Here is a 20226-nt window from a genome sequence, read left to right as displayed (position 1 = left end):
GATGTTTGATTCTGCTTTTCGCACACTTTTTCTAAGCACGCCCGCAAAGCTTAGTTTGCTTGATAATCATCTGTGTATTGCACAAGATAAAAAGGATAAGGTGAAGATTCCACTATCTGATATTTTGTGCCTTATTTTAGAATCTCCACAAATCACGCTCACAAATGCCTTGCTTAATGCACTAGCTCTTCATAAAATCATCTTTTATACTTGCGATAATGCGCATTTGCCTAGTGGAATATTTATGCCATTTTTGGGGCATTATAGAAGTTTAAGTGTCTTGCAAACTCAAATTGCACTTAAAAAGCAAAGAAAAGCTGTGCTGTGGCAGCAAATCATAAAGGCAAAAATCACTAATCAAGCGGCTTTATTGCAAATGTGTGGCAAGAATCAATGGCAGAATTTGGAGTATTTAGCTAAAAGTGTAAATCTAGCAGATAGCGCAAATAACGAAGCAAAAGCAGCGGCAATTTATTTTAAAGCACTTTTTGGGGCAGATTTTAGTCGCAAAATACAAATTTTTGAAGATAGCAAAATAGGAACGATAAATGCTACACTCAATTATGGTTATGCGATTGTTAGAGGAATGATAGTTAGAAGCCTTTGTGCAAGTGGGCTAAATCCGGCACTTGGGATTTTTCATGCTAATCAATTTAATGCTTTTAATCTCGCTGATGATATGATAGAACCTTATAGAATCTTTGTAGATTCTATGGTTGTGCAAATGTGTGAGTGTGGAGAGTTAGAAGAGGAATTTAAACTTGAGCATCGTCTTAACCTAGCAAATATTTTAAATATAGCAGTGAAGACAGAGGATAAACTCTATCCACTTAGTCGCGCAATCATCGTCAGTGTGCAAAGCTTAGTGCGGTGTATAGAGGAAGAATCTAAACTCAAACTTCCGCTATTTTGCAAGGATAAATCAAATGGAAGAGAAATTTATGAGAGTGCTAGTGATGTTTGATATGCCTACAATAAATAAAGAAGATAGGAAAAATTATACAAGATTTCGCAAACGGCTCATTAAAGCAGGCTTTATGATGTTGCAATATAGTGTTTATATGCGAATCTGCAAAGGCATAGCAAGTGCAAATAATCATTTAGATAAAGTGGGTTTGATGATACCACCTAAAGGGCATATTAGAGGGTTAATCTTGACAGAAAAGCAGTTTGATAATATGCGATTATTGCTTGGAAAGCCAAGTAAAAATGAAAAGGTAAATAAACCAAGACAACTCACACTTTTTTAGATTCTAAATTTTGTTATGATAAAAAATTTGCAAGAAATTTGTTGTTAAATTATCTTATCAAGGTTATTGTATTTTGTAGAAAAGGAAATTATAAAATCGGTTTTAAGGGATTGTAACCCTGCAGAGACCGAAAACTCCTTATTTTAGCCACTTATTAAATTCTTTGATTGGAATTATAAATTCATTTTCCTTAAATACCTATTTAGGATATTTAAGCCTTTTTAAAACCTCTCAAAATTCGTAAATACACCATTTTAATGAGGTGTATTTTATCATAAAAGAATTTAAAAAGTGGCTAAAACAGTAGAATCAATATCCAAGATTGCTGATTTATTTTATCATAAAAGAATTTAAAAAGTGGCTAAAACCATTTAGGATATTATTATTTTTTCCTAAATATTTTATCATAAAAGAATTTAAAAAGTGGCTAAAACTTCTATTAAACCCATAATGCTTTCATTTCAATTTTATCATAAAAGAATTTAAAAAGTGGCTAAAACACTCATAAGTTTTATTTACCAAAACTTTATATTTTATCATAAAAGAATTTAAAAAGTGGCTAAAACTTCTATTAAACCCATAATGCTTTCATTTCAATTTTATCATAAAAGAATTTAAAAAGTGGCTAAAACACTCATAAGTTTTATTTACCAAAACTTTATATTTTATCATAAAAGAATTTAAAAAGTGGCTAAAACTTTCTTGTGTTCCCGCAACTTTTGCTTTAAATTTTATCATAAAAGAATTTAAAAAGTGGCTAAAACTGTTGAAGTGGAAGTCTATATCTCTGATGAATTTTATCATAAAAGAATTTAAAAAGTGGCTAAAACTACCAAAGGAGATTTACTAATATAATATTTATTTTATCATAAAAGAATTTAAAAAGTGGCTAAAACACGCAAAATAAGCACTTTGCCTTGCCCTTGAATTTTATCATAAAAGAATTTAAAAAGTGGCTAAAACAGTGTATGATAGGTTTGTTTTAACTCCTTAATTTTATCATAAAAGAATTTAAAAAGTGGCTAAAACCTGTATTGTTTGAAATTGCGCACATCAAAAAATTTTATCATAAAAGAATTTAAAAAGTGGCTAAAACATCTGATAGCAATTTATGCCTATATAAAGATTTTATCATAAAAGAATTTAAAAAGTGGCTAAAACTACTTTATCCCACATACTCATTTTTTGCGCATTTTATCATAAAAGAATTTAAAAAGTGGCTAAAACCAAAAATGTTTTTCTTTTCTCTTAGAATAAATTTTATCATAAAAGAATTTAAAAAGTGGCTAAAACAAAACAAACGAAGATAATATTAGAAAAAATGTTCTTAGCTTTTTAATAAACTCTACAACTTTAAAATGCTTGTGCTATAATCATACCTATAAACTTTAAAGGAGAAACAATGATTATAATTCCAGCAAGACTTAAATCAACCCGTTTTCCAAATAAAGTTTTAGAGCAAATTGATGGAATCCCTATGGTAATACGCACTGCAAATCTCGCAAAAAAAATCGATGATGTTGTCGTGGCGTGTGATGAACCCATAATCGCAGATGTTTGCGCACACTATAAGATAAATTCCATCCTAACAAGCAACACGCACGAAAGCGGAACAGATAGAATCGCAGAATGCGCTAGAATCTTGCGCCTTAAAGATTCTGAAATTGTGATTAACCTGCAAGCTGATGAGCCATTTTTAGAAGAAGAAGTGATTAAAACGCTAAAAACTCTCATGGAGCAAAATACTAAAAATGGTGTGATTCCATTTATGGGAAGTTGCGCAAAAGTGATTAGCAAAGATGATGCAGAGAATCCAAACCTTGTTAAAGTTGTGCTAAATGCAAACAACGAAGCAATTTATTTTTCACGCTCTAAGATTCCTTATAATAGAGACAATTTAGAATCCGTAACCTACTATGGACATATAGGAATTTACGCATTTAGCGCAAAAAGTTTGCAAGAATTTTGTAGCCTACCAAAATCCACTTTGGAATCCATTGAGAAGCTTGAGCAACTCCGCGCATTAGAAAATGGAAAAACTATTGTAATGGCAAAAGTGAAATCACAATCTTTTGGTATTGACACACAAGAAGATTTACAAAATGCGTTAAAATTCTTTTGCAAATGATCGCAAAGTCTTTATTTTATTTTTTATTGAGTGCTATTTTTGAAGTTTGAGGGGGCTATTTAGTATGGATCTGGCTCAAAGAAGGCAAAAGTGTATCACTTGGTATCATAGGTATGTTACTTTTAGCTTTCTATGGGATTATAGCTACTCTACAAGTGCAAGGTTTTGGACGCGTTTATGCTGCTTATGGGGGAGTTTTTGTAGTATTTTCTATCCTTTTGGCATGCTATTTTGATGGATTCAAGCCGGATTTATGGGATTTTTTAGGTGCAATTTTAATTTGTGCGGGTGTATATTTTATTATGTTTGCGCCACGCAATACTTAAAAATAATCTAAGCATTTTTAGAGTAAAAGCTAAGCGCAATTTGTAATTTTGCAACAAATAAACAAATATTATTATTTTTCATCTTTTTAGAAAGGATAAACAATATGGAAAAGTCTAACAAAAGGGTGTATTTAGACAATAACGCCACAACAATGCTAGACCCAAAAGCAAAAGAAAAAATGGATGCTTATTTTTGTGAAAAATATGGGAATCCTAACTCTTTGCATAGCTTTGGCACAGAAACACATCCAGCAATTAGAGAGTCTTTTGAATATTTATATGAAGGCATTAATGCGCGTGATGAAGATGATATTATCATCACTTCTTGTGCGACAGAGAGCAATAACTGGGTGCTAAAGGGAGTGTATTTTGATATTTTGCGCTTTGGAGAAAAGAATCATATTATCACCACAGAAGTAGAACACCCAGCAATCCTTGCTACCTGTCGTTTTTTAGAAGAGCTTGGAGTTAATGTTACTTATCTTCCCATTGGAGAAAATGGAACACTTAATGTTGCAGAGCTTGAAGCAGCAATCACTGACAAAACTGCGCTTGTTAGCATAATGTGGGCGAACAACGAAACAGGAATCATTTTTCCTATTGAAGAAATTGGCGCAATCTGCAAAAAACATGGAATCTTATTCCACACAGACGCTGTGCAAGCCATTGGCAAGATTCCAGTAGATGTGCAAAAATGCAATATTGACTTACTTAGCTTTAGTGCGCATAAATTTCATGGACCAAAGGGAATTGGTGGCTTATATATCAAAAAAGGCGTTAATCTCTCTCCGCTATTTCACGGGGGTGAGCATATGGGCGGACGCCGTAGCGGGACTTTAAATGTGCCTTATATTATCGCAATGGGTGAGGCAATGCGTCAAGCAACGCTATATTTGGATTTTGAACGCAATAATGTAAAAAGATTACGTGATAAATTAGAGGACGCTTTGTTGGGGATTCCAGATACTTTTGTCGTAGGGAATCGTGAGATTAGAGTTCCAAATACGATTCTTGTTAGTATCCGCGGCGTTGAGGGTGAAGCAATGCTTTGGGATTTAAACAAATATGGAATCGCATGTTCTACAGGAAGTGCTTGTGCGAGTGAAGACTTAGAAGCAAATCCGGTTATGAGCGCGATTGGAGCGGATAAAGAGCTAGCACACACAGCAGTTAGAATCTCTTTAAGCCGTTTTACGACAGAAGAAGAGATTGATTATACGATTGATGTTTTCAAAAAATCTATTGAGCGTTTGCGCTCTATTTCAAGTAGTTATTAAGATTTAACAAAGGAAATATAATGGCAAAAAATGAATTATTAGGTGGTGCGTTATGGGACGCATATTCCAAAAAAGTTAGCGAAAGAATGGATAATCCTACACATTTAGGGGTTATCACACAAGAAGAGGCAGATAAAAGGGGCTTAAAACTCATTGTCGCAGATTATGGTGCAGAAGCTTGCGGGGATGCAGTAAGATTATATTGGCTTGTAGATAGCAATGATATTATTGTAGATGCTAAGTTTAAGAGTTTTGGATGTGGGACTGCGATTGCAAGTAGTGATATGATGGTGGAGCTTTGTCTTGGCAAAAAAGTGCAAGAAGCGGTGAAAATTACAAATATTGATGTAGAAAAAGCTTTGCGTGATGACCCAGATACTCCAGCAGTTCCAGGACAAAAAATGCACTGCTCTGTTATGGCTTATGATGTGATTAAAAAAGCAGCTGCACTTTATCTAGGAAAGAATCCCGAAGATTTTGAAGATGAAATTATCGTTTGTGAATGCGCTAGAGTTAGCTTAGGAACGCTTAAAGAAGTGATTAAGCTTAATGATTTAAAAAGTGTAGAAGAAATTACAGAATACACAAAAGCAGGTGCATTTTGTAAAAGTTGTATTAAGCCCGGCGGACACGAAGAGAGAGAATATTATTTGGTAGATATTCTAAAAGAAGTGCGCGCAGAAATGGAAGAAGAATCCCTAAAGGCAAAAGCAGATGCGCAAATCCATGGGGATCTAAAATTTACAGAAATGACAACAGTGCAAAAAATTAAGGCAATTGAAAATACAATTGATGAAAAAATCCGCCCTATGCTAATGATGGATGGCGGAAATATGGAAATTATTGATTTGAAAAATGGAAGCGATGGCTATACAGATGTTTATATCCGCTATTTAGGAGCTTGCAGCGGGTGTGCTAGCAGTGCCACAGGCACTCTTTTTGCCATTGAATCTGTCTTGCAAGAAAATTTAGATTCTAGTATCCGCGTCTTTCCTGTATAAGTAAATACAATACATTTAAATGTGTGGATTCTAAATTTATGGAATCCACGCAAAAATTAATCTCGCGTAATTTTAAGAGTTAGTGTAAAAAATTAATCTGGAATGTTTTTTGCTTTTAAAGTGATAATATTTCATTAAAAGGTGTTCTTATGCTTCCTCTATTAGAAGTCAAAACCGTTAATAAAAAGTCTGCATTAAATAATACTTCTGCACCAATATCAGTAGAAAATCCACAAGGAGAAGGTTTTGCAGAGATTTTTAATGCCCTAACCCAAACTTCAAATACACCTAAAAATGCTAAAAATATAAAATCTAATGTCAATTCTAAAACAACAAAACAAGAAGCAGCACTAACACCCAACAAACAGCCTAGTAATTTTCTAAAAAGCCTAGATGAAAAATACAATCTTACAAAAGATTTTAAAAAACAAAATCTTACAAATTTAACTAGTGCTAAGGATTTGTTAGAATTTTCAAAATCCCAAAAACAAGAAAAAACCCTAAAGGATTTAGGCGAAGTTGCAAAAAGCTTACAACTCAATCTAAAAAAGATTTCCGCAGAAACCCAAACACAAAACCCTAATAAAAAGATAGCTGATTTAAATAATTCTAAAGCAACATTGCAAATTCAAAATCTTTTAGACAAAGATTCAAGTCAAACAAAACTTCAGACTAAAAACACGCACAATGCGAAAGATTCTTCACTTCTAAGTGCAATTTTGCAAGATAAAAGTCTAGTTTCTGATAAAGAAACAAAAGAGGAGAACTCTAAAGAAAAGTTAGAATCTCAAAATGAGAAAGTTGCACAGAAAAATACAAAAGAGATTCCAGAATCTCAAAATAAAATACAATTGCAAGAACCAAAAAATAAAGCACCTAATCCTTTAGAATCTCAAGAACCAAAAAATGTTTTAGATAAATCTGACAATAAAGTTAGTCCTAAAGAAAAGTTAGAATCTCAAAATGAGAAAGTTGCACAGAAAAATACAAAAGAGATTCCAGAATCTCAAAATAAAATACAATTGCAAGAACCAAAAAATAAAGCACCTAATCCTTTAGAATCTCAAGAACCAAAAAATGTTTTAGATAAATCTGACAATAAAGTTAGTCCTAAAGAAAAGTTAGAATCTCAAAATGAGAAAGTTGCACAGAAAAATACAAAAGAGATTCCAGAATCTCAAAATAAAATACAATTGCAAGAACCAAAAAATAAAGCACCTAATCCTTTAGAATCTCAAGAACAGCAAAAAAGCCCCAAAAAAGAATCTAGGTTGGAAACTAAGGCAAAAGAACAATTAAATACTACGCAACAAATGGGATTTACTCAAAAATATAATAAAGAATTCCAAAAAGAATCACCAAATAAAACTGAAAAATATAAAGAGGCTAAACAGACAACCCCAAGCAATTCCTTTAACTCTATTCAAAAAGAGGAAATACTACAACAAGTGCTAGAACAACCCTCAAAACAAGAAAATTTCTTAAATAATTTGCTAAAAACAAATCAAAAAATGCACAATGAAGCTCAAAAAGAAATTCAAAACGCAACAGCAAAAGAAAAGCGTAATGAAAAAATAGAGCAAGAAACTTATCAAGGGATTTCACAAACTCAAAGAGAGGCAAGATTTAATATCCAAAATACTTTCACGCATTTTAGCGACCGCTTAAGAGATGCAATAGCAAACTATCGCCCACCTGTTACAAAAATAAGCTTAGAGTTAAATCCAGATAATCTAGGAAGCGTAGAATTAACGATTGCCAAAAATGGCGATAAACTTTCTGTGCAAGTTAGCTCAAACCAAAATGCTCTGCAACTCATTATGCAAAATGCACAGGAATTTAAAAATTCTTTAAATAATCTTGGATTCCAAAATGTAGAAATTGATTTCAAAGACAATCAAGGCAATAGCTTAGGAAATGGTAATTTTGGGGATTCTAACAATAATCATCAAGGCGGATTCCATCAAGGACAGCAACAAGATGCACAAAATTTTCAACAAAATGCGCAACAAAATCAAGAAAATACTGAAAGTTGGAACGAAAATAGCTTGCATATAGATAAAAAAGCAAAAAATCCCTATGAGAGATTAGCCATTGTGGAATTTAGCTTTTCATACTATGCTTAACAAGGAGTTAATATGTCAACAATTTCAACTTTAAATGGAAACTACCAATATCCAAACTCAACATCAAGATCAACTGATACAAGCACTGAAGAAGAAAATAAAACGCAATCAGGAAGTGGAACGCAATCAGGTGGTGGGACAAATTCTGGAAGTGGCACAAACTCAGGTAGCGGAACAGAATCTGGAAGTGGGACAAGCTCAGGTGGTGGAGCATTAGGCGACAAGCCGATTCCAGAAAAAGACAAAGGAGATCCTACAAGTCTTTCTAATGAAGCTTTTATGCGATTATTCTTAGAGCAACTTAAAAACCAAGACCCAACAGCCCCAATGGAAACACAAGAAATTTTGACACAAACTGCACAACTTACACAAGTTGAAGCACAAGAGAAAATGAAAAAAGCAATGGAAGAGATGACGACAACAATGAAGTCTATGCAAGAAACAAACGAAGCTTCCATTGAAGCGCAAAAGAAACTTGTAGAAGCACAAGAGAAAATGCTAGAAACAATGGGTATTCTCGCAGGCGGTATTCAAGATAGCACTATACTTAATGGTTATAACACAGTAGGAATGATAGGAAATATCGCAGAAACAGCATTTACTGCATTAAAAGTAGAAAAAAATGAACCTATTGATTTTGAATTGTATTTTGATGAGCCTATTGACCCGTCAAAAGGTTCTCCTAAAATTACCATTACTGACAAAGATAACAATGTTATCCGCGAAATTGATTTGGCTGAAAAAAATCCAGATGGTAGCTACAAATATCAAGGAAAAGAAGGCTATATCGCATTTGAGTGGGATACTAGAAACAACAAAGGCGAGTTTATGGGCAAAGGAGATTATACAGTCAGAGCAGAATATAATCTTGATGCAAACACAAACAAATACAAAGAAACACAGCTTGGTAGAGGAGAAGTTCAAAGTATCGTGTTTGACCAAGGTGTTCCTTATGTGAAGCTAGGAGATAATCTGACTGTTCCAATCATTTATGTTACGTCTTACTATAAGAAGACAGGCGAAGGAATTGATTTACCAGACTTACCAAAGCCCGAGAATAAAGCTTAAAGGAGTTTTTTATGATTGGTTCATTTTACAATGGAATAAGCGGAATCAAAACTCATCAATTTGGGCTTGATTCCACATCAAATAATATTGCCAACGTTAATACAACAGGATATCGTGGAAATTTACCAGAATTTAAGAGTCTTTTTTCTACAAACCTAAACTATATCAACTCTAACTCGCCAATTTCTAATGATTATAACTATGGTGCAACAGTTGCTTCTAATGCCATTAACGCTAATGATGGTTCTTATGTTAGCGCAGATGGAGATTTTAATGTTGCTTATAGTGGAAAAGGTTGGTTTGTTGTTGGGCTTAATAAAGGTGGGGAATTTGATGTCAAAGCACCAGATTACACTGGAGTTCAAAAAAACTACTTCACACGTGATGGTTCTTTTAGTTTAGATGGTGAGGGCTATTTAGTCAATTCTAGCGGTTATTATATGTATGGAATCAATCTAGGGAAAATAGCGGCAGATGGAACACTAACTGGCACAAACAACTTAGAAGCAGATTTTGCAGCACTTGGGGGTTCAAAATTAGAACCTTTACAAATTCCAAAAGAGTTGCACTACAAACCAACACTTACCACAGAAGTTAATCTAGCAATTAATTTAAATCGCACCCAAAACCCAAAAGGAATTAATATTTTAAGAGATGAAAATGGTAATTTTAGTATGGATAAATTCCTAGCACAAGATATTAATACACTTATGGACGCTAATGGTAAATCTGTTGATGCAAAAAACTTTAAAGATATTACATTTAGCATTGAAAAAGGTGGAATCACTACAAATCACACTCTTGTTTATGGAGAGGATTTTAAAAATGTTGGCGAGTTAATGGACGCAATCAAAGAAAAAACTGGCTTAACACTAGGTTTAAAGCTTGATAGTGAAGGTAACCCTACGGATTGCTCAATGTTTTTAAGTAATGGAGGAATGCAAGATATAAAACTAAGTGTTAGTGGAAAATTAGCAGATAAACTAGGATTAAAAACAAATGGAAGCACATTAGAATCTGCTTTTAAAGGAGTAACTAGCGAATTTGCAAGCGGAAAAAATTATAAAGATAAAGATTATGTTGCTTATCAAGGTTTAATTTTTCAAAAAAATGGAGATGGGCAAGCTACTGGAAATCCAATAGATAATCCTAATGCTTGGACACTTGTTGATAGTAGCTCTACAGAAGAATATACGGATAATCAAGCTAAAGAATACGAAAAAGATTCTTTTGTGGTTGTAGATGGAAAAATTTATCAAAAACTAACTGATAAGGGACAAGTAGAAGAAGAAACAGACCAAACAACAGGCGAAACCACGATTAAATCACCCCTAGAAGATACGACAAACTGGAAAGAAGTGGGCGATGTAGTAACAGGGAGTGTTGGCGAATATCAAGAAGGTGAAACTTACGCACAAGATTCTATTATAAGCTACAATGGAATCTTATATAAAAAAATTAATGGTGAAGGCGATACTAATCCTGCTGAAGATTCCAAAGGTTGGAGAGTGCTAAATGTAAGTGGCATTAGCAGCACACAACTTCAAGTTCCAACTTATGAAACAAATACAGAAATTTTTAGTGATTCTGGTGAGAAATTTATTTTAAAAAGTCAATATGTGCTATTAGAACAAGGTAACTACAATGCTAACCCTGAAGTTTTAGAGCGTTGGGAAGTGCGCACAGAAATTTATGATAACACAGGAAAAGCACTTATTAGTGAAACACCTGTGATGAGTGAAATTACTTTTAATGCTGATGGAAGCGCAAATGCTGCTCCTTTTGATGTGCCTTTTAATAATGGAAGTATTACTGTTGATTTAACACAATCTGGAGATGGCAAAACTTCTAGCAACTTTGCTTATACAGATTCTACCGCAAAAGCAACTACACAAGATGGAACGCAAGCTGGTATTATGAAAGATATTATCATCAATGATGATGGAATCATTTTAGTGAATTTCACAAATGGGAAAACAGAGCCTATTGGTCGCTTTGGGGTTGCTGCATTTGTCAATGACCAAGGATTGAGCAAAATTGGTGGGAATCTTTTTGAAATGAATGCACGCACTGTAAATGGACAAACTAGCGTTGTAAGCGGACCTCCAATTCTAGCTTGGAATGAAGATGGGCTTGCGGGATTAAAGTTTGGAAAAGTAATGGATCATATGCTAGAAACTAGCAATGTAGATACAGGAACTGCGCTTACAGATTTGATTGTTTATCAAAGAGGTTATCAAATGAGCGCAAAATCTATCACAACAGCTGACCAACTTATGCAAGAAGCAATCCAACTCAAGCGTTCTTAATTTAGCCTAAAACCCATTTCATAATGGGTTTAGGGCTTGACACAAAATTTTATAAATTTTCCAATCATTATAGATTTTTTGCCAACTCTCATTATTTTTACTCATAATTCCCCTTAATTAAAAGCTCTGTAATTTTGCCCCTTTTGTCGCCTTTGCAATTAATTGCTCATTTCTCTTGCGCTCTCACAGCTCCGTCTTCAGAACTGCTCCATTTGCGACATTGTATGCCAAGCTGCGCTCATCGCACTTAGCCCCATACACGCGCCAAAAAAGCTCACAGGTAGATAGCTTAGCGCACTTTTTTGAGGGGATTCTTGTTGAACTTGTGGCATTGAGATTCCTTTAGTGAAATATCGAGGTATTGTATAGCACAGATTGTTAATAAATAGTTAAAAAGTCAATTTATCCTTGTGTTTGGCACAATGGGGGCAGTTTGCCAAATCTTGCAAAATGGAGCAGTTATAATGCTTTTAAACGTTTTTTAATCAGCTTATTTGCCCAATCATAATGGCTTGAAGTCGCACTCACGCAATAGCTCCCAAGACTTGTTGTGCCACACCAAACATAATGTTTTTTGAGAAATAGCTCATTTTCAGGGAGATTTTGTATCATCTCTATGCAGTCTAAATGGCTTTTTTGTAGCATTGTTTTTGCTTTTTTTAAGGGTGTATTTTGGTGTTTTTGCCAAATTTCTCTATTCATTTTGGGGTAGGTTTTGAAATTATAAGGAGCGGGCAAAAAGGGCACAAAATCAGTCGTTTTATGCAGATTTGTTTGCACAAAATGAAGCAATAACTTTTGCCATTCGTATAGATGAATGAGAATATCACGCAAAGTTTTATCGCGTTCGTTATACTCAAATTCTGCAGTTTGCAACCCAGCAGGTATAGAATCAATGAGCGCAAAAAGTTGTTCAAAATTTGCTTGGCTTTGGCGCAATAAATCATTTTTGGTGTTGGGGCGAGGCATAGGATTCCTTTGAATAGAATTTGATTGTATTGTATCTAAAATTTGCCAACATTTATCGTTTGAATATGCGCTGCAAAGTGGGTATGTCAAGTAGATTAATCGTTGCAAATTGCCCTTTATAAAACACTGCAAAATTATTAAAAACGCATGGCAGTTCTTTTGCCTTTTGCAAACTATCCACTTGCACAAAAGAGGCGCAAATGTTATGAGCTGTGCAATAATTTTCTATCATTTGAATATTTTGCAGGATATAGGGGCATTGCAAGCTATAATAAATCGTGAGTTCTTGATTATCAATCGTGCATTGTTTCGCATTTGGCGCGAATTTGGGTGCTGTATCATCAAAAGAGAGTGCAAGCAGTTCATAGCCATTTGCCGTGCTATCTACCACTTCAAAACCAAATTTTTTGGCAAAACTTTGGTTTGAGAGCCAATGCTTTTGACGCTTAGCCCCAAGCATACAAACGCCCGATTTGCCCTTTTCTTTGGCGTCATTAAGGCAAGATTCCATTAATGCCCTGCCTAAACCTTTGCCTTTATATTCACCATCAACCCATAGACAATAGAGGTAGAAATAATTTTCACCGACAATAGGAGTCCAAGCAGATTCTAGCGGAGCGTATTCGACAAACACGCAAGCCTTTGCGTTAAGCTTCCTAAAAATATGCCCATCATTCAGTTGCTCACTTAGCCACGCTCTCTTTGCTTCAACACCTTCGTGAATCTTTCTGCTGCGAATGATGCAACACAAATGCTCATTTGCAAGGTTTTGTGGAGTGAGGGTGAGAAAATCCATGTATTTAAGCACTAAACAATAAACAATTTTGTTTGGAAAACTTAAAATTACTAATTAAAAGCTCCTGTCCCTTAGCCGCTTTTTCTTGTTTGTAATTATTCATTCCATATTGCAAATGCCAAGTCTGCAAATAAAAATCTTTATAAAGTTCCCTTATAAAATCGCTATCATCGTAAGTAAGCAAGAATCTATGGGGAGTATTTTTAAGATTCTCGCATAAAAGGTGATGATTAAAATCTTTGTGCAAATCTCCTTTTTTGCCATAAAGCTTTGATTTAGTAGCACTAAAATAGGGTGGGTCTAAGAAAATGAAAACATTTTTACCTTTTTTTTGCAATAGTGTTTGATAGTTATCAGAAGAAAAATGAAAGAACTTCAAAATACCACAGATATTTTTTAGCCGCTCAATAGAGCTTTGAGTAAAACGCGATTCAAAAGCTTTTTGTGAATATCCTCCACAATCTACCACTCCAGAAAAAGTAATACGATTTAAAATAAAAAAATCTACTGCTCTTTGGAAATCACTTAAATTTTCCTCTCTACGCCCTAAAAGCATTTTATAAAGCTCTCGTCCATTATTAAATTGTTGTTTTATAGTTTGAATTTGGGCTATTAAATCATTGCTTTGGTTTTTAAGTGTCTGCCAAAAACAATACACATCATAATTTAAATCATTTGCATAAAATTGTGTTTTTTTTTGCCGATAGCATTGTGCCAAATGTAATCCCACACTTCCGCCACCAAAAAATGGTTCGCGATATTCCTTGAAATCTTTTGGAAAATAATGTTGCAAAAACTTAATTGCCCTTGATTTACCACCAGGATAACGAAGTGGGGATTTAAAAAAAGTCATTGTTAATCCAAATTTCAAAATGATTATTTACAGATTCTAAATTAAGTGCATTGAGTGTTTGAATCTGTGAGCTTGAAAAAGCGTTATTTTCAATAAAAGATTCTAAGTTTTTACTTGGTAAGACAATGCTATTTTTCAAAATATCCGAAGTTAATCTCAAGACAATTTTAAAATCTTTAAATCCTGAAATATTACTTAAATTATTATAAAGCATAAGCTTCAAAAGCCCATCTTTAATATCATCATTACTTGGCAAAAGAGCATTTTTGCTATGTTTGCTTTCACAAAGATATAAAATATTATCTTGAAATATCACATCATCAATAGTGAAAAAATACTGCCCTCCCAAATAATTATTTATCGTGATTTTTTCTTTTTTGCCTATGCCGATTTGTTCTTTAGGCTGTATAGTTAAGGATTCCCTATTTTGCGCATCTTTTGCCTTTTGTCGTGAAAATTCCATGAAAGATTCTCTATCTTTGGTAATTTTTTGTGCAAACTTATCAATATTTTGGGAATTATGCAGTTTTACATGTAAAGAATTTTCTATTTTTTGATAGGAATTTTTAGCATTCTCTACCAAAGATAAAAGATGATTGTTTTCTAGCTGATTAAGATTCCAATGTAGTGCAGACTGATGATAATTAACAAGGTTGATAAGCTGTTTTATAATATAGTCATTGTTAAATTTTTGATTAGTGATTTTATCCTTTCTTGTTGGGTGAGTCTCCGCATAATCATAAAAACACAAAATAACATAAACATTAAGCAAACTCATTAAAGAAATAGTATCCCATTGCAAATAATCCATATCGCCATTAAAACCCTCATCTTTGATAATCGGGATAATGGTAATAATTTTATTTGCTTTGGGACTATCAAAAGTGTCATATACCCTTGCATAAGGGTAGGAGCGTGTGCGTTTAGGGCTTACCCATTTACTCAAGGCTAAAGTTTTACCTTCAAAATTTATTAAACATTTGCTAGGCAAAATATTGATATTTTCAAAGTCAAATTCTTCTAAAACATCTCGCCAACATTTTTGATAGGAAAAATTCTGAATCTGTGCTTGCAACAATCAACTATCCTTAAAAATTAATCCATAGCCTTAAAAACATTATTTTTATCTATTTGAAATCCACATTGTTCTAATCTTTCAACTAATTTTTTCAATACTTCTTTTGGATTTTCTTTAAATTCCAATCTGAAAACACCTTCTATATCAGAAGGTATTTCAACACCTTTTTTGTTTAAAATAATTGTATTTTCTCTACCTAACTTTGCCATAATCATACCCATTTCAAGTATAACATTTTGCCTTGCTCGTTCATGGATATAGCCTTCAAAATTATCTTTATGATCATCATAGTCTTTTTTAGACATAGAAATATCATCAGGAGTAAGCAAAATTACTCCAGCATTAACGCAAGAGATTTTACTTTCTAAAGCTTCAATGATAGTTGTGCCTGTGTTATTAGTTATTTGATTTGTTTGAATACTAAGCTTTTCAAGTATATGCTCTAATTGTTCTTTGGCTATTTTATCATGTCCATATACAATAAAAAGCTGCTTGTCATTTTCAAACATTTCTTGTTCTAGGATTTGATTAACCTCTTTTTCTATTTTTTCTTTATTTTTGCCTTGAACTTGCACTTTTCCAGTTGTGTGAATAGTAATAGTTACACCATCTTTTTTTGCTAGAAGGCTATTATTACCGCCTTTAGAAAATTTTGCATAATTTTTCAATTTTTCTAACGCATCTTGTTGGTTCATTTTATACTCCTAATTCTATTGGTTTCTATCAGCTATCACTCCCACTCAATCGTTCCTGGTGGTTTGCTCGTAATGTCATAGACTACGCGATTAATGCCCTCAACCTCATTAATAATTCTATTACTTACAGATTCTAAAAAATCATGGGGCAAATGCGCAAAAGTCGCAGTCATTCCATCTAACGCTTCTACTGCACGCACACAAATCGTGTTATCATAAGTGCGATTATCACCCATTACGCCCACACTTCGCACATTAAGCAGCACACAAAATGCCTGCCATACCTTGTCATATAATCCTTGATTTTGCAACTCCTCAATAAATATAGAATCCGCCTCACGCAATAAATCCAAGTCTTTTTTATTCACTTCACCCATAATGCGTATAGCAAGTCCGGGTCCGGGGAATGGGTGGCGCATTAGCATAGATTCTGGCATTCCAAGCTCTCGCCCTAATGCCCTTACTTCATCTTTAAAAAGTTCTCTTAAAGGTTCTATAAGTTCAAACTTCATCCATTCAGGCAAGCCGCCGACATTATGATGAGATTTAATCGTTTTGCTAGGTCCTTTTACACTCACAGATTCTATAACATCGGGATAAAGTGTGCCTTGTGCTAGGAATTTTATCTCGCCATTTTGGTTATGCTTTTTTGCTTCTTTTTCAAACACTTCAATAAAAGTCTCACCAATGATTTTACGCTTTTTCTCTGGGTCTAGCACACCCTTAAGGCGACTTAAAAATAACTCACTTGCGTCCGCAGTAATCAAAGGCACTTTTAGATTTTCTCTAAACATTTTTTCTACCGCTTCTTTTTCGCCTTTGCGCAAAAGCCCTGTATCTACAAATACAGGGATAAGATTTTCCCCAATCGCACGATAAAGAAGGGCGGCGACAACGGAGCTATCAACCCCACCACTTACTGCACACAATACCTTCGAAGAAGGCTTGTCTTTTGGCGATAAATCTTCGCTCCTCAAACTCACTTCACTGCTAGTGGTCTGCGAACTCTCAAAATTCCCAAAATCTGCGGAATAATTGCCCGAAGCTAAATGCCTTTTAAAGCAAGAAATAAGATGATCATTAACTATCCCTGCACTTTGCATATACGCATACATAATCGTGCTTCCTACAAACTTAAAGCCACGTTTTTTCAAATCTTTGCTAATTGTATCTGATAATGGCGTGGAAGCGGGCAAATCTGCAATACTCTTAAAATGATTAATAATTGGCTTCCCACCCACAAAGCCCCAAATATACTTATCAAAGCTCCCAAATTCAGCTTGAATCTCTAAAAACAATTTTGCATTAATAATTGCTGCTTCAATTTTTAGACGATTGCGGATAATGCCCTCATTTTGCATTAATTCTTCAATCTTTGCTTCATCATAATTTGCCACAATTTTTGGGTTAAAATTATCAAATGCTATTCTAAAAGCCTCGCGTTTTTTAAGAATCGTAATCCAACTTAGCCCTGCTTGCATTGCTTCTAAAACAAGCAATTCAAAAAGCTTATTATCATCATGCAGCGGCACACCCCATTCTTTATCGTGATAATCTTCATAGAGTTTATTTGCCTTTTTGTCTTTATCCTTAGCCCATTCGCACCGACTTATTTTTGGTGGGCAAATTCCTAAAGATTGCTGCAATTTTTCACGCTTGATACTTAGGGGGATAAGTTCGGGAGAAAATGCACTTGCTACCCCAGATTCAATAGATTTTGCTTTTGTTCTTTCAAAACCTAAATGTTGATAGAATCCTAAGGAACTCTCAAGACTTCCAACAATCACTTCATCAAAGCTACTTAAATATTGATGATAGGCTTCTTTTATCAAAGCTTTGCCATATCCACCCCCAAAATATTGAGGTGCAACAAAAAGTATTGTGATTTCATTAGATTCTAGGGCAATAAAGCCTATCCATTCATCTTTTTTATGAGCTATCAGCAAATTTTTTGTTTCTAAAATATCCCCTTCTATTTCTTTTCTCATACCCTCAATTTCTTCTTCACTCAAATCTTGATGAGTAACTCTTGCTCCATCTTCCCATATTTGCGAAAGTTTCTTTACGGCTTGTTCTTCTCCTATCTTTGCACAAGCTTGTTGGAATGAAATAAAACTTTGAGCAGATTCACCCTCTACAATTTTGCGTAATTTTTCTATCTCACTTTCTGCAAAGTTACGCATATTCCAGCTTGTATCACTCCTGCAAATGCCCACAGCAAAGTTACGCAACATTTGCCCTCCACATTCGCTATGCACGACTTCGGGGTGAAACTGCAGCGCATAGATTCTGCGTTCAAAATCTGCAATTGCACAATAATGCGTGTTGCCACTTTTGGCAAGCTCTACAAAGCCTTTTGGGATTTTTTCAACCTTATCTGCATGACTCATCCAAACAATAGAATCTTGCTTCACACCTGCAAAAAGCCCATAATCTATTTGGTTTGTTTGTGTTAATAAATCTCTATTTTGTTGCTGCCAAAGCTGTTTTTCAATCTTAAAAACAAAATGGAGAAGTTCTTTGCCTCTGTAAAGCTTAACTAGCTCGCCCACTTTACGCATTCCAAGCTTTTGTGCAACCTTTTGGGAAGCAAAATTATCTTCTTTGACCAAGCAATAAACTTCCTCTAGCCCTAGATTCTTAAAAGCATATTCCAAACATGCCAAAGCACATTCGGTCGCTAAGCCTTTATTCCAAAAATTACGTTGCAAAATATAGTCAATTTCAACAACTTTTTGCTTATTTTTATCTAATTCAATCGTTGTCCAATCTAGCCCCGCATTGCCAATAATCTTGCCACTTTGTTTATCAACAATCGCCCAGATTCCAAAGCCATATTTTTGATAATTTGCCATTTGCTTATTAAGCCATTCTTGTGTCTCTTCTCTCCCAAACCCATGCCCCCACGCAAGCATTGTTTTTTTATCACCTACTATTGCATGTAAATCTTTAAAATCTGCTTGAGTATAGGGGCGCAAAGTGCAACGATTCGTTTGAATAATGCTTTGAGATTCTGCAAATTTTTCTAAAAACACTGCTTTTATCGGAAAACCTTTTGGCTTTTCTATCTTAAAGCGCACAAATCCCAATTTTTCATATAATGCAATATTTTCAAGGCTTTTTTCACTTGTAAAAATCTCATATCGCTTTGCGGGGAGCTTTGCACAAAGCGTTTCAATCAACGCTGAAGCAATGCCTTTTTTACGATATTGAAAATCCACAAAAAGTTTTGCAATATGCGTTGTGCCATTTTTGGTGATTCCACGCACAGAGCCGACAATTTCGCCATTTTCAAGTGTGCATTTGAGAATCATTTGTGTTTGAAATTCTTGCTCAATGCTTTGCAAATCTTGCGTTAGCGGTTCAATATCCATTTTGCCAACTCTCTTTGCCTCATCGACAAAAGCCCTATGTTGCAAAGCCAAAATTTCTTTTAAGTCCTCTTTCTCCGCAACTGCAATAGAATAATTTAATGGCTTTTTCTCTAAAGTTTTAGCCAGCTTATCAGCCTGCACTTCCAAATGCACAATCGGGAAATCTCGCCCCGCAGAATCTTTGGGGCTTTTGGCAATAACTTCAAAACCAAGATGTTGATAGAATCCTAAAGCTTGTGGGTTTTGCTCATTGCAATCGACTTTGATGATTGGCGCATTTTTGAAAAACTGCTTCAATGCTTGATTGATTAATGCCTTTCCCACGCCATTTTTAAACACATTTGGAGCGACAAATAGCATTTCGATGTAATTTTTTGCCACGCCAATAAAGCCTAATATTTCGCTTTGCTTTCTAGCGATAAGAATCTGGCAATTTTGCAATCCGACTTTAAGCTCTTGCCTCAAAGCTGGGAAATCTTTTTCTTGCAAAAAATGGTGCGTTTGTCGTGCAGAATCTTCCCACAAAGCCATAAGTTTATCAAGCATTTGTGCAGACTTTTTAGGATTGAAAAGTTCAAAACTTAAAGGTTGTTTGTGGTTGATAATCTCTAGCACCGCTTTGCCAAATTCTTGTGCTTCTGCTTTCACCACACGCCCACCAAAAAAGTGCGCAATATATTGCATTCCATAGCAGATTCCAAGAATGGGGATATTCAGCGTGAAAATCGCGGAATCTGGCTTATAGGCGTCTTTTTCATACACACTAGCTGGTCCGCCACTTAGGATAATGCCTTTGGGGTTTTTTGCCTTGATAGAATCTAGTTTTTCAAAATACGGCACAATCTCAGTATAAACACCATATTCACGCAAACGCCTTGCAATAAGCTGCGTATATTGCGAACCAAAATCTAAAACCAAAATTTCTACTTGTTGCATAAAAAAACCTTGTGAAAGCGATTAAAATAGTGAGGATTCT

General features: G+C 34.5%; 15 protein-coding genes, 1 pseudogene and 1 CRISPR repeat array. Of the genes and pseudogenes, 9 read left to right on the top strand and 7 right to left on the bottom strand.

What is annotated here, in order from left to right; genetic code table 11:
* Position 1 precedes the first annotated feature (1 nt).
* The 9 genes and pseudogenes from cas1 (at position 2) to LS70_RS00475 (ending at position 11485) form a co-directional block, all read left to right on the top strand.
* The gene (gene cas1 / locus LS70_RS00515; protein ID WP_052083260.1) at positions 2 to 964 is read left to right on the top strand and encodes a type II CRISPR-associated endonuclease Cas1; all 963 of its coding nucleotides are present in this window, start codon (positions 2 to 4) and stop codon (positions 962 to 964) included.
* The gene (gene cas2 / locus LS70_RS00510; protein WP_034287146.1) at positions 927 to 1250 is read left to right on the top strand and encodes a CRISPR-associated endonuclease Cas2; all 324 of its coding nucleotides are present in this window, start codon (positions 927 to 929) and stop codon (positions 1248 to 1250) included. Before cas1 ends, cas2 begins: the two co-directional genes overlap by 38 nt.
* 266 nt (positions 1251 to 1516) lie before the next feature.
* A CRISPR array of direct repeats spans positions 1517 to 2543; the repeat unit is 36 nt; unit sequence ATTTTATCATAAAAGAATTTAAAAAGTGGCTAAAAC.
* Positions 2544 to 2652: 109 nt separating this feature from the next.
* Positions 2653 to 3378, top strand: a complete 726-nt coding sequence (gene kdsB, locus LS70_RS00505; protein WP_034291308.1) for a 3-deoxy-manno-octulosonate cytidylyltransferase — start codon at positions 2653 to 2655, stop codon at positions 3376 to 3378.
* Between the two features lie 62 nt (positions 3379 to 3440).
* Positions 3441 to 3704: pseudogene (locus tag LS70_RS00500) on the top strand (YnfA family protein); the annotation flags it as partial.
* Between the two features lie 104 nt (positions 3705 to 3808).
* A complete protein-coding gene (locus tag LS70_RS00495) occupies positions 3809 to 4981 on the top strand; it encodes a NifS family cysteine desulfurase (protein WP_034291306.1) in 1173 nt (390 codons plus the stop codon).
* A gap of 20 nt (positions 4982 to 5001) precedes the next feature.
* Positions 5002 to 5982 carry an iron-sulfur cluster assembly scaffold protein NifU gene (locus tag LS70_RS00490; protein WP_034291304.1) on the top strand — a complete coding sequence of 327 codons (981 nt, stop codon included), beginning with the start codon at positions 5002 to 5004 and terminating at the stop codon, positions 5980 to 5982.
* A 149-nt stretch (positions 5983 to 6131) separates the two neighbouring features.
* A complete protein-coding gene (locus LS70_RS00485) occupies positions 6132 to 8108 on the top strand; it encodes a flagellar hook-length control protein FliK (protein ID WP_138109276.1) in 1977 nt (658 codons plus the stop codon).
* 12 nt (positions 8109 to 8120) lie between these two features.
* The gene (gene flgD, locus LS70_RS00480; RefSeq protein WP_052083463.1) at positions 8121 to 9176 is read left to right on the top strand and encodes a flagellar hook assembly protein FlgD; all 1056 of its coding nucleotides are present in this window, start codon (positions 8121 to 8123) and stop codon (positions 9174 to 9176) included.
* 11 nt (positions 9177 to 9187) lie between these two features.
* Positions 9188 to 11485 carry a flagellar hook-basal body complex protein gene (locus tag LS70_RS00475; protein WP_034291211.1) on the top strand — a complete coding sequence of 766 codons (2298 nt, stop codon included), beginning with the start codon at positions 9188 to 9190 and terminating at the stop codon, positions 11483 to 11485.
* Between the two features lie 197 nt (positions 11486 to 11682).
* Here the strand turns inward: LS70_RS00475 and LS70_RS10270 are convergent, their stop codons facing one another.
* The 7 genes from LS70_RS10270 to guaA form a co-directional block, all read right to left on the bottom strand.
* On the bottom strand, positions 11683 to 11817 hold the full coding sequence (locus LS70_RS10270; protein ID WP_268902932.1) for a hypothetical protein: 135 nt from the start codon (positions 11815 to 11817) through the stop codon (positions 11683 to 11685).
* A gap of 127 nt (positions 11818 to 11944) precedes the next feature.
* Positions 11945 to 12454: a ClbS/DfsB family four-helix bundle protein gene (locus tag LS70_RS00470; RefSeq protein ID WP_034291209.1), complete on the bottom strand. Its 510-nt coding sequence runs from the start codon at positions 12452 to 12454 to the stop codon at positions 11945 to 11947.
* A 52-nt stretch (positions 12455 to 12506) separates the two neighbouring features.
* On the bottom strand, positions 12507 to 13250 hold the full coding sequence (locus tag LS70_RS00465) for a GNAT family N-acetyltransferase (protein ID WP_034291207.1): 744 nt from the start codon (positions 13248 to 13250) through the stop codon (positions 12507 to 12509).
* A gap of 4 nt (positions 13251 to 13254) precedes the next feature.
* Complete coding sequence (locus tag LS70_RS00460; RefSeq protein ID WP_034291205.1) at positions 13255 to 14103, bottom strand: DNA adenine methylase; 849 nt, start codon at positions 14101 to 14103, stop codon at positions 13255 to 13257.
* On the bottom strand, positions 14090 to 15181 hold the full coding sequence (locus LS70_RS00455) for a hypothetical protein (protein WP_052083462.1): 1092 nt from the start codon (positions 15179 to 15181) through the stop codon (positions 14090 to 14092). Before LS70_RS00455 ends, LS70_RS00460 begins: the two co-directional genes overlap by 14 nt.
* Before the next feature lie 17 nt (positions 15182 to 15198).
* Positions 15199 to 15876, bottom strand: coding sequence for a TIR domain-containing protein (locus tag LS70_RS00450; protein WP_052083461.1), 678 nt, complete (start codon positions 15874 to 15876; stop codon positions 15199 to 15201).
* A 35-nt stretch (positions 15877 to 15911) separates the two neighbouring features.
* Positions 15912 to 20186: a glutamine-hydrolyzing GMP synthase gene (gene guaA / locus LS70_RS10130; RefSeq protein ID WP_236096399.1), complete on the bottom strand. Its 4275-nt coding sequence runs from the start codon at positions 20184 to 20186 to the stop codon at positions 15912 to 15914.
* Positions 20187 to 20226 lie beyond the last annotated feature (40 nt).

This window comes from Helicobacter sp. MIT 11-5569, assembly GCF_000765695.2.
Classification (GTDB): Bacteria; Campylobacterota; Campylobacteria; order Campylobacterales; family Helicobacteraceae; genus Helicobacter_D.
Note: the sequence above shows the minus strand (reverse complement) of the source record. Positions and strands in the feature narration are given on the sequence as shown.

Bases quoted from the DNA above. Each gene is read 5' to 3' on its own strand.
- LS70_RS00485 (WP_138109276.1), top strand. From the start codon at position 6,132: ATGCTTCCTCTATTAGAAGTCAAAACCGTTAATAAAAAGTCTGCATTA.
- LS70_RS00465 (WP_034291207.1), bottom strand. From the start codon at position 13,250: ATGGATTTTCTCACCCTCACTCCACAAAACCTTGCAAATGAGCATTTG.
- LS70_RS00470 (WP_034291209.1), bottom strand. From the start codon at position 12,454: ATGCCTCGCCCCAACACCAAAAATGATTTATTGCGCCAAAGCCAAGCA.
- LS70_RS00495 (WP_034291306.1), top strand. From the start codon at position 3,809: ATGGAAAAGTCTAACAAAAGGGTGTATTTAGACAATAACGCCACAACA.
- cas1 (WP_052083260.1), top strand. From the start codon at position 2: ATGTTTGATTCTGCTTTTCGCACACTTTTTCTAAGCACGCCCGCAAAG.
- guaA (WP_236096399.1), bottom strand. From the start codon at position 20,186: ATGCAACAAGTAGAAATTTTGGTTTTAGATTTTGGTTCGCAATATACG.
- LS70_RS00490 (WP_034291304.1), top strand. From the start codon at position 5,002: ATGGCAAAAAATGAATTATTAGGTGGTGCGTTATGGGACGCATATTCC.
- kdsB (WP_034291308.1), top strand. From the start codon at position 2,653: ATGATTATAATTCCAGCAAGACTTAAATCAACCCGTTTTCCAAATAAA.
- cas2 (WP_034287146.1), top strand. From the start codon at position 927: ATGGAAGAGAAATTTATGAGAGTGCTAGTGATGTTTGATATGCCTACA.
- flgD (WP_052083463.1), top strand. From the start codon at position 8,121: ATGTCAACAATTTCAACTTTAAATGGAAACTACCAATATCCAAACTCA.
- LS70_RS00460 (WP_034291205.1), bottom strand. From the start codon at position 14,103: ATGACTTTTTTTAAATCCCCACTTCGTTATCCTGGTGGTAAATCAAGG.
- LS70_RS00450 (WP_052083461.1), bottom strand. From the start codon at position 15,876: ATGAACCAACAAGATGCGTTAGAAAAATTGAAAAATTATGCAAAATTT.
- LS70_RS10270 (WP_268902932.1), bottom strand. From the start codon at position 11,817: ATGCCACAAGTTCAACAAGAATCCCCTCAAAAAAGTGCGCTAAGCTAT.
- LS70_RS00475 (WP_034291211.1), top strand. From the start codon at position 9,188: ATGATTGGTTCATTTTACAATGGAATAAGCGGAATCAAAACTCATCAA.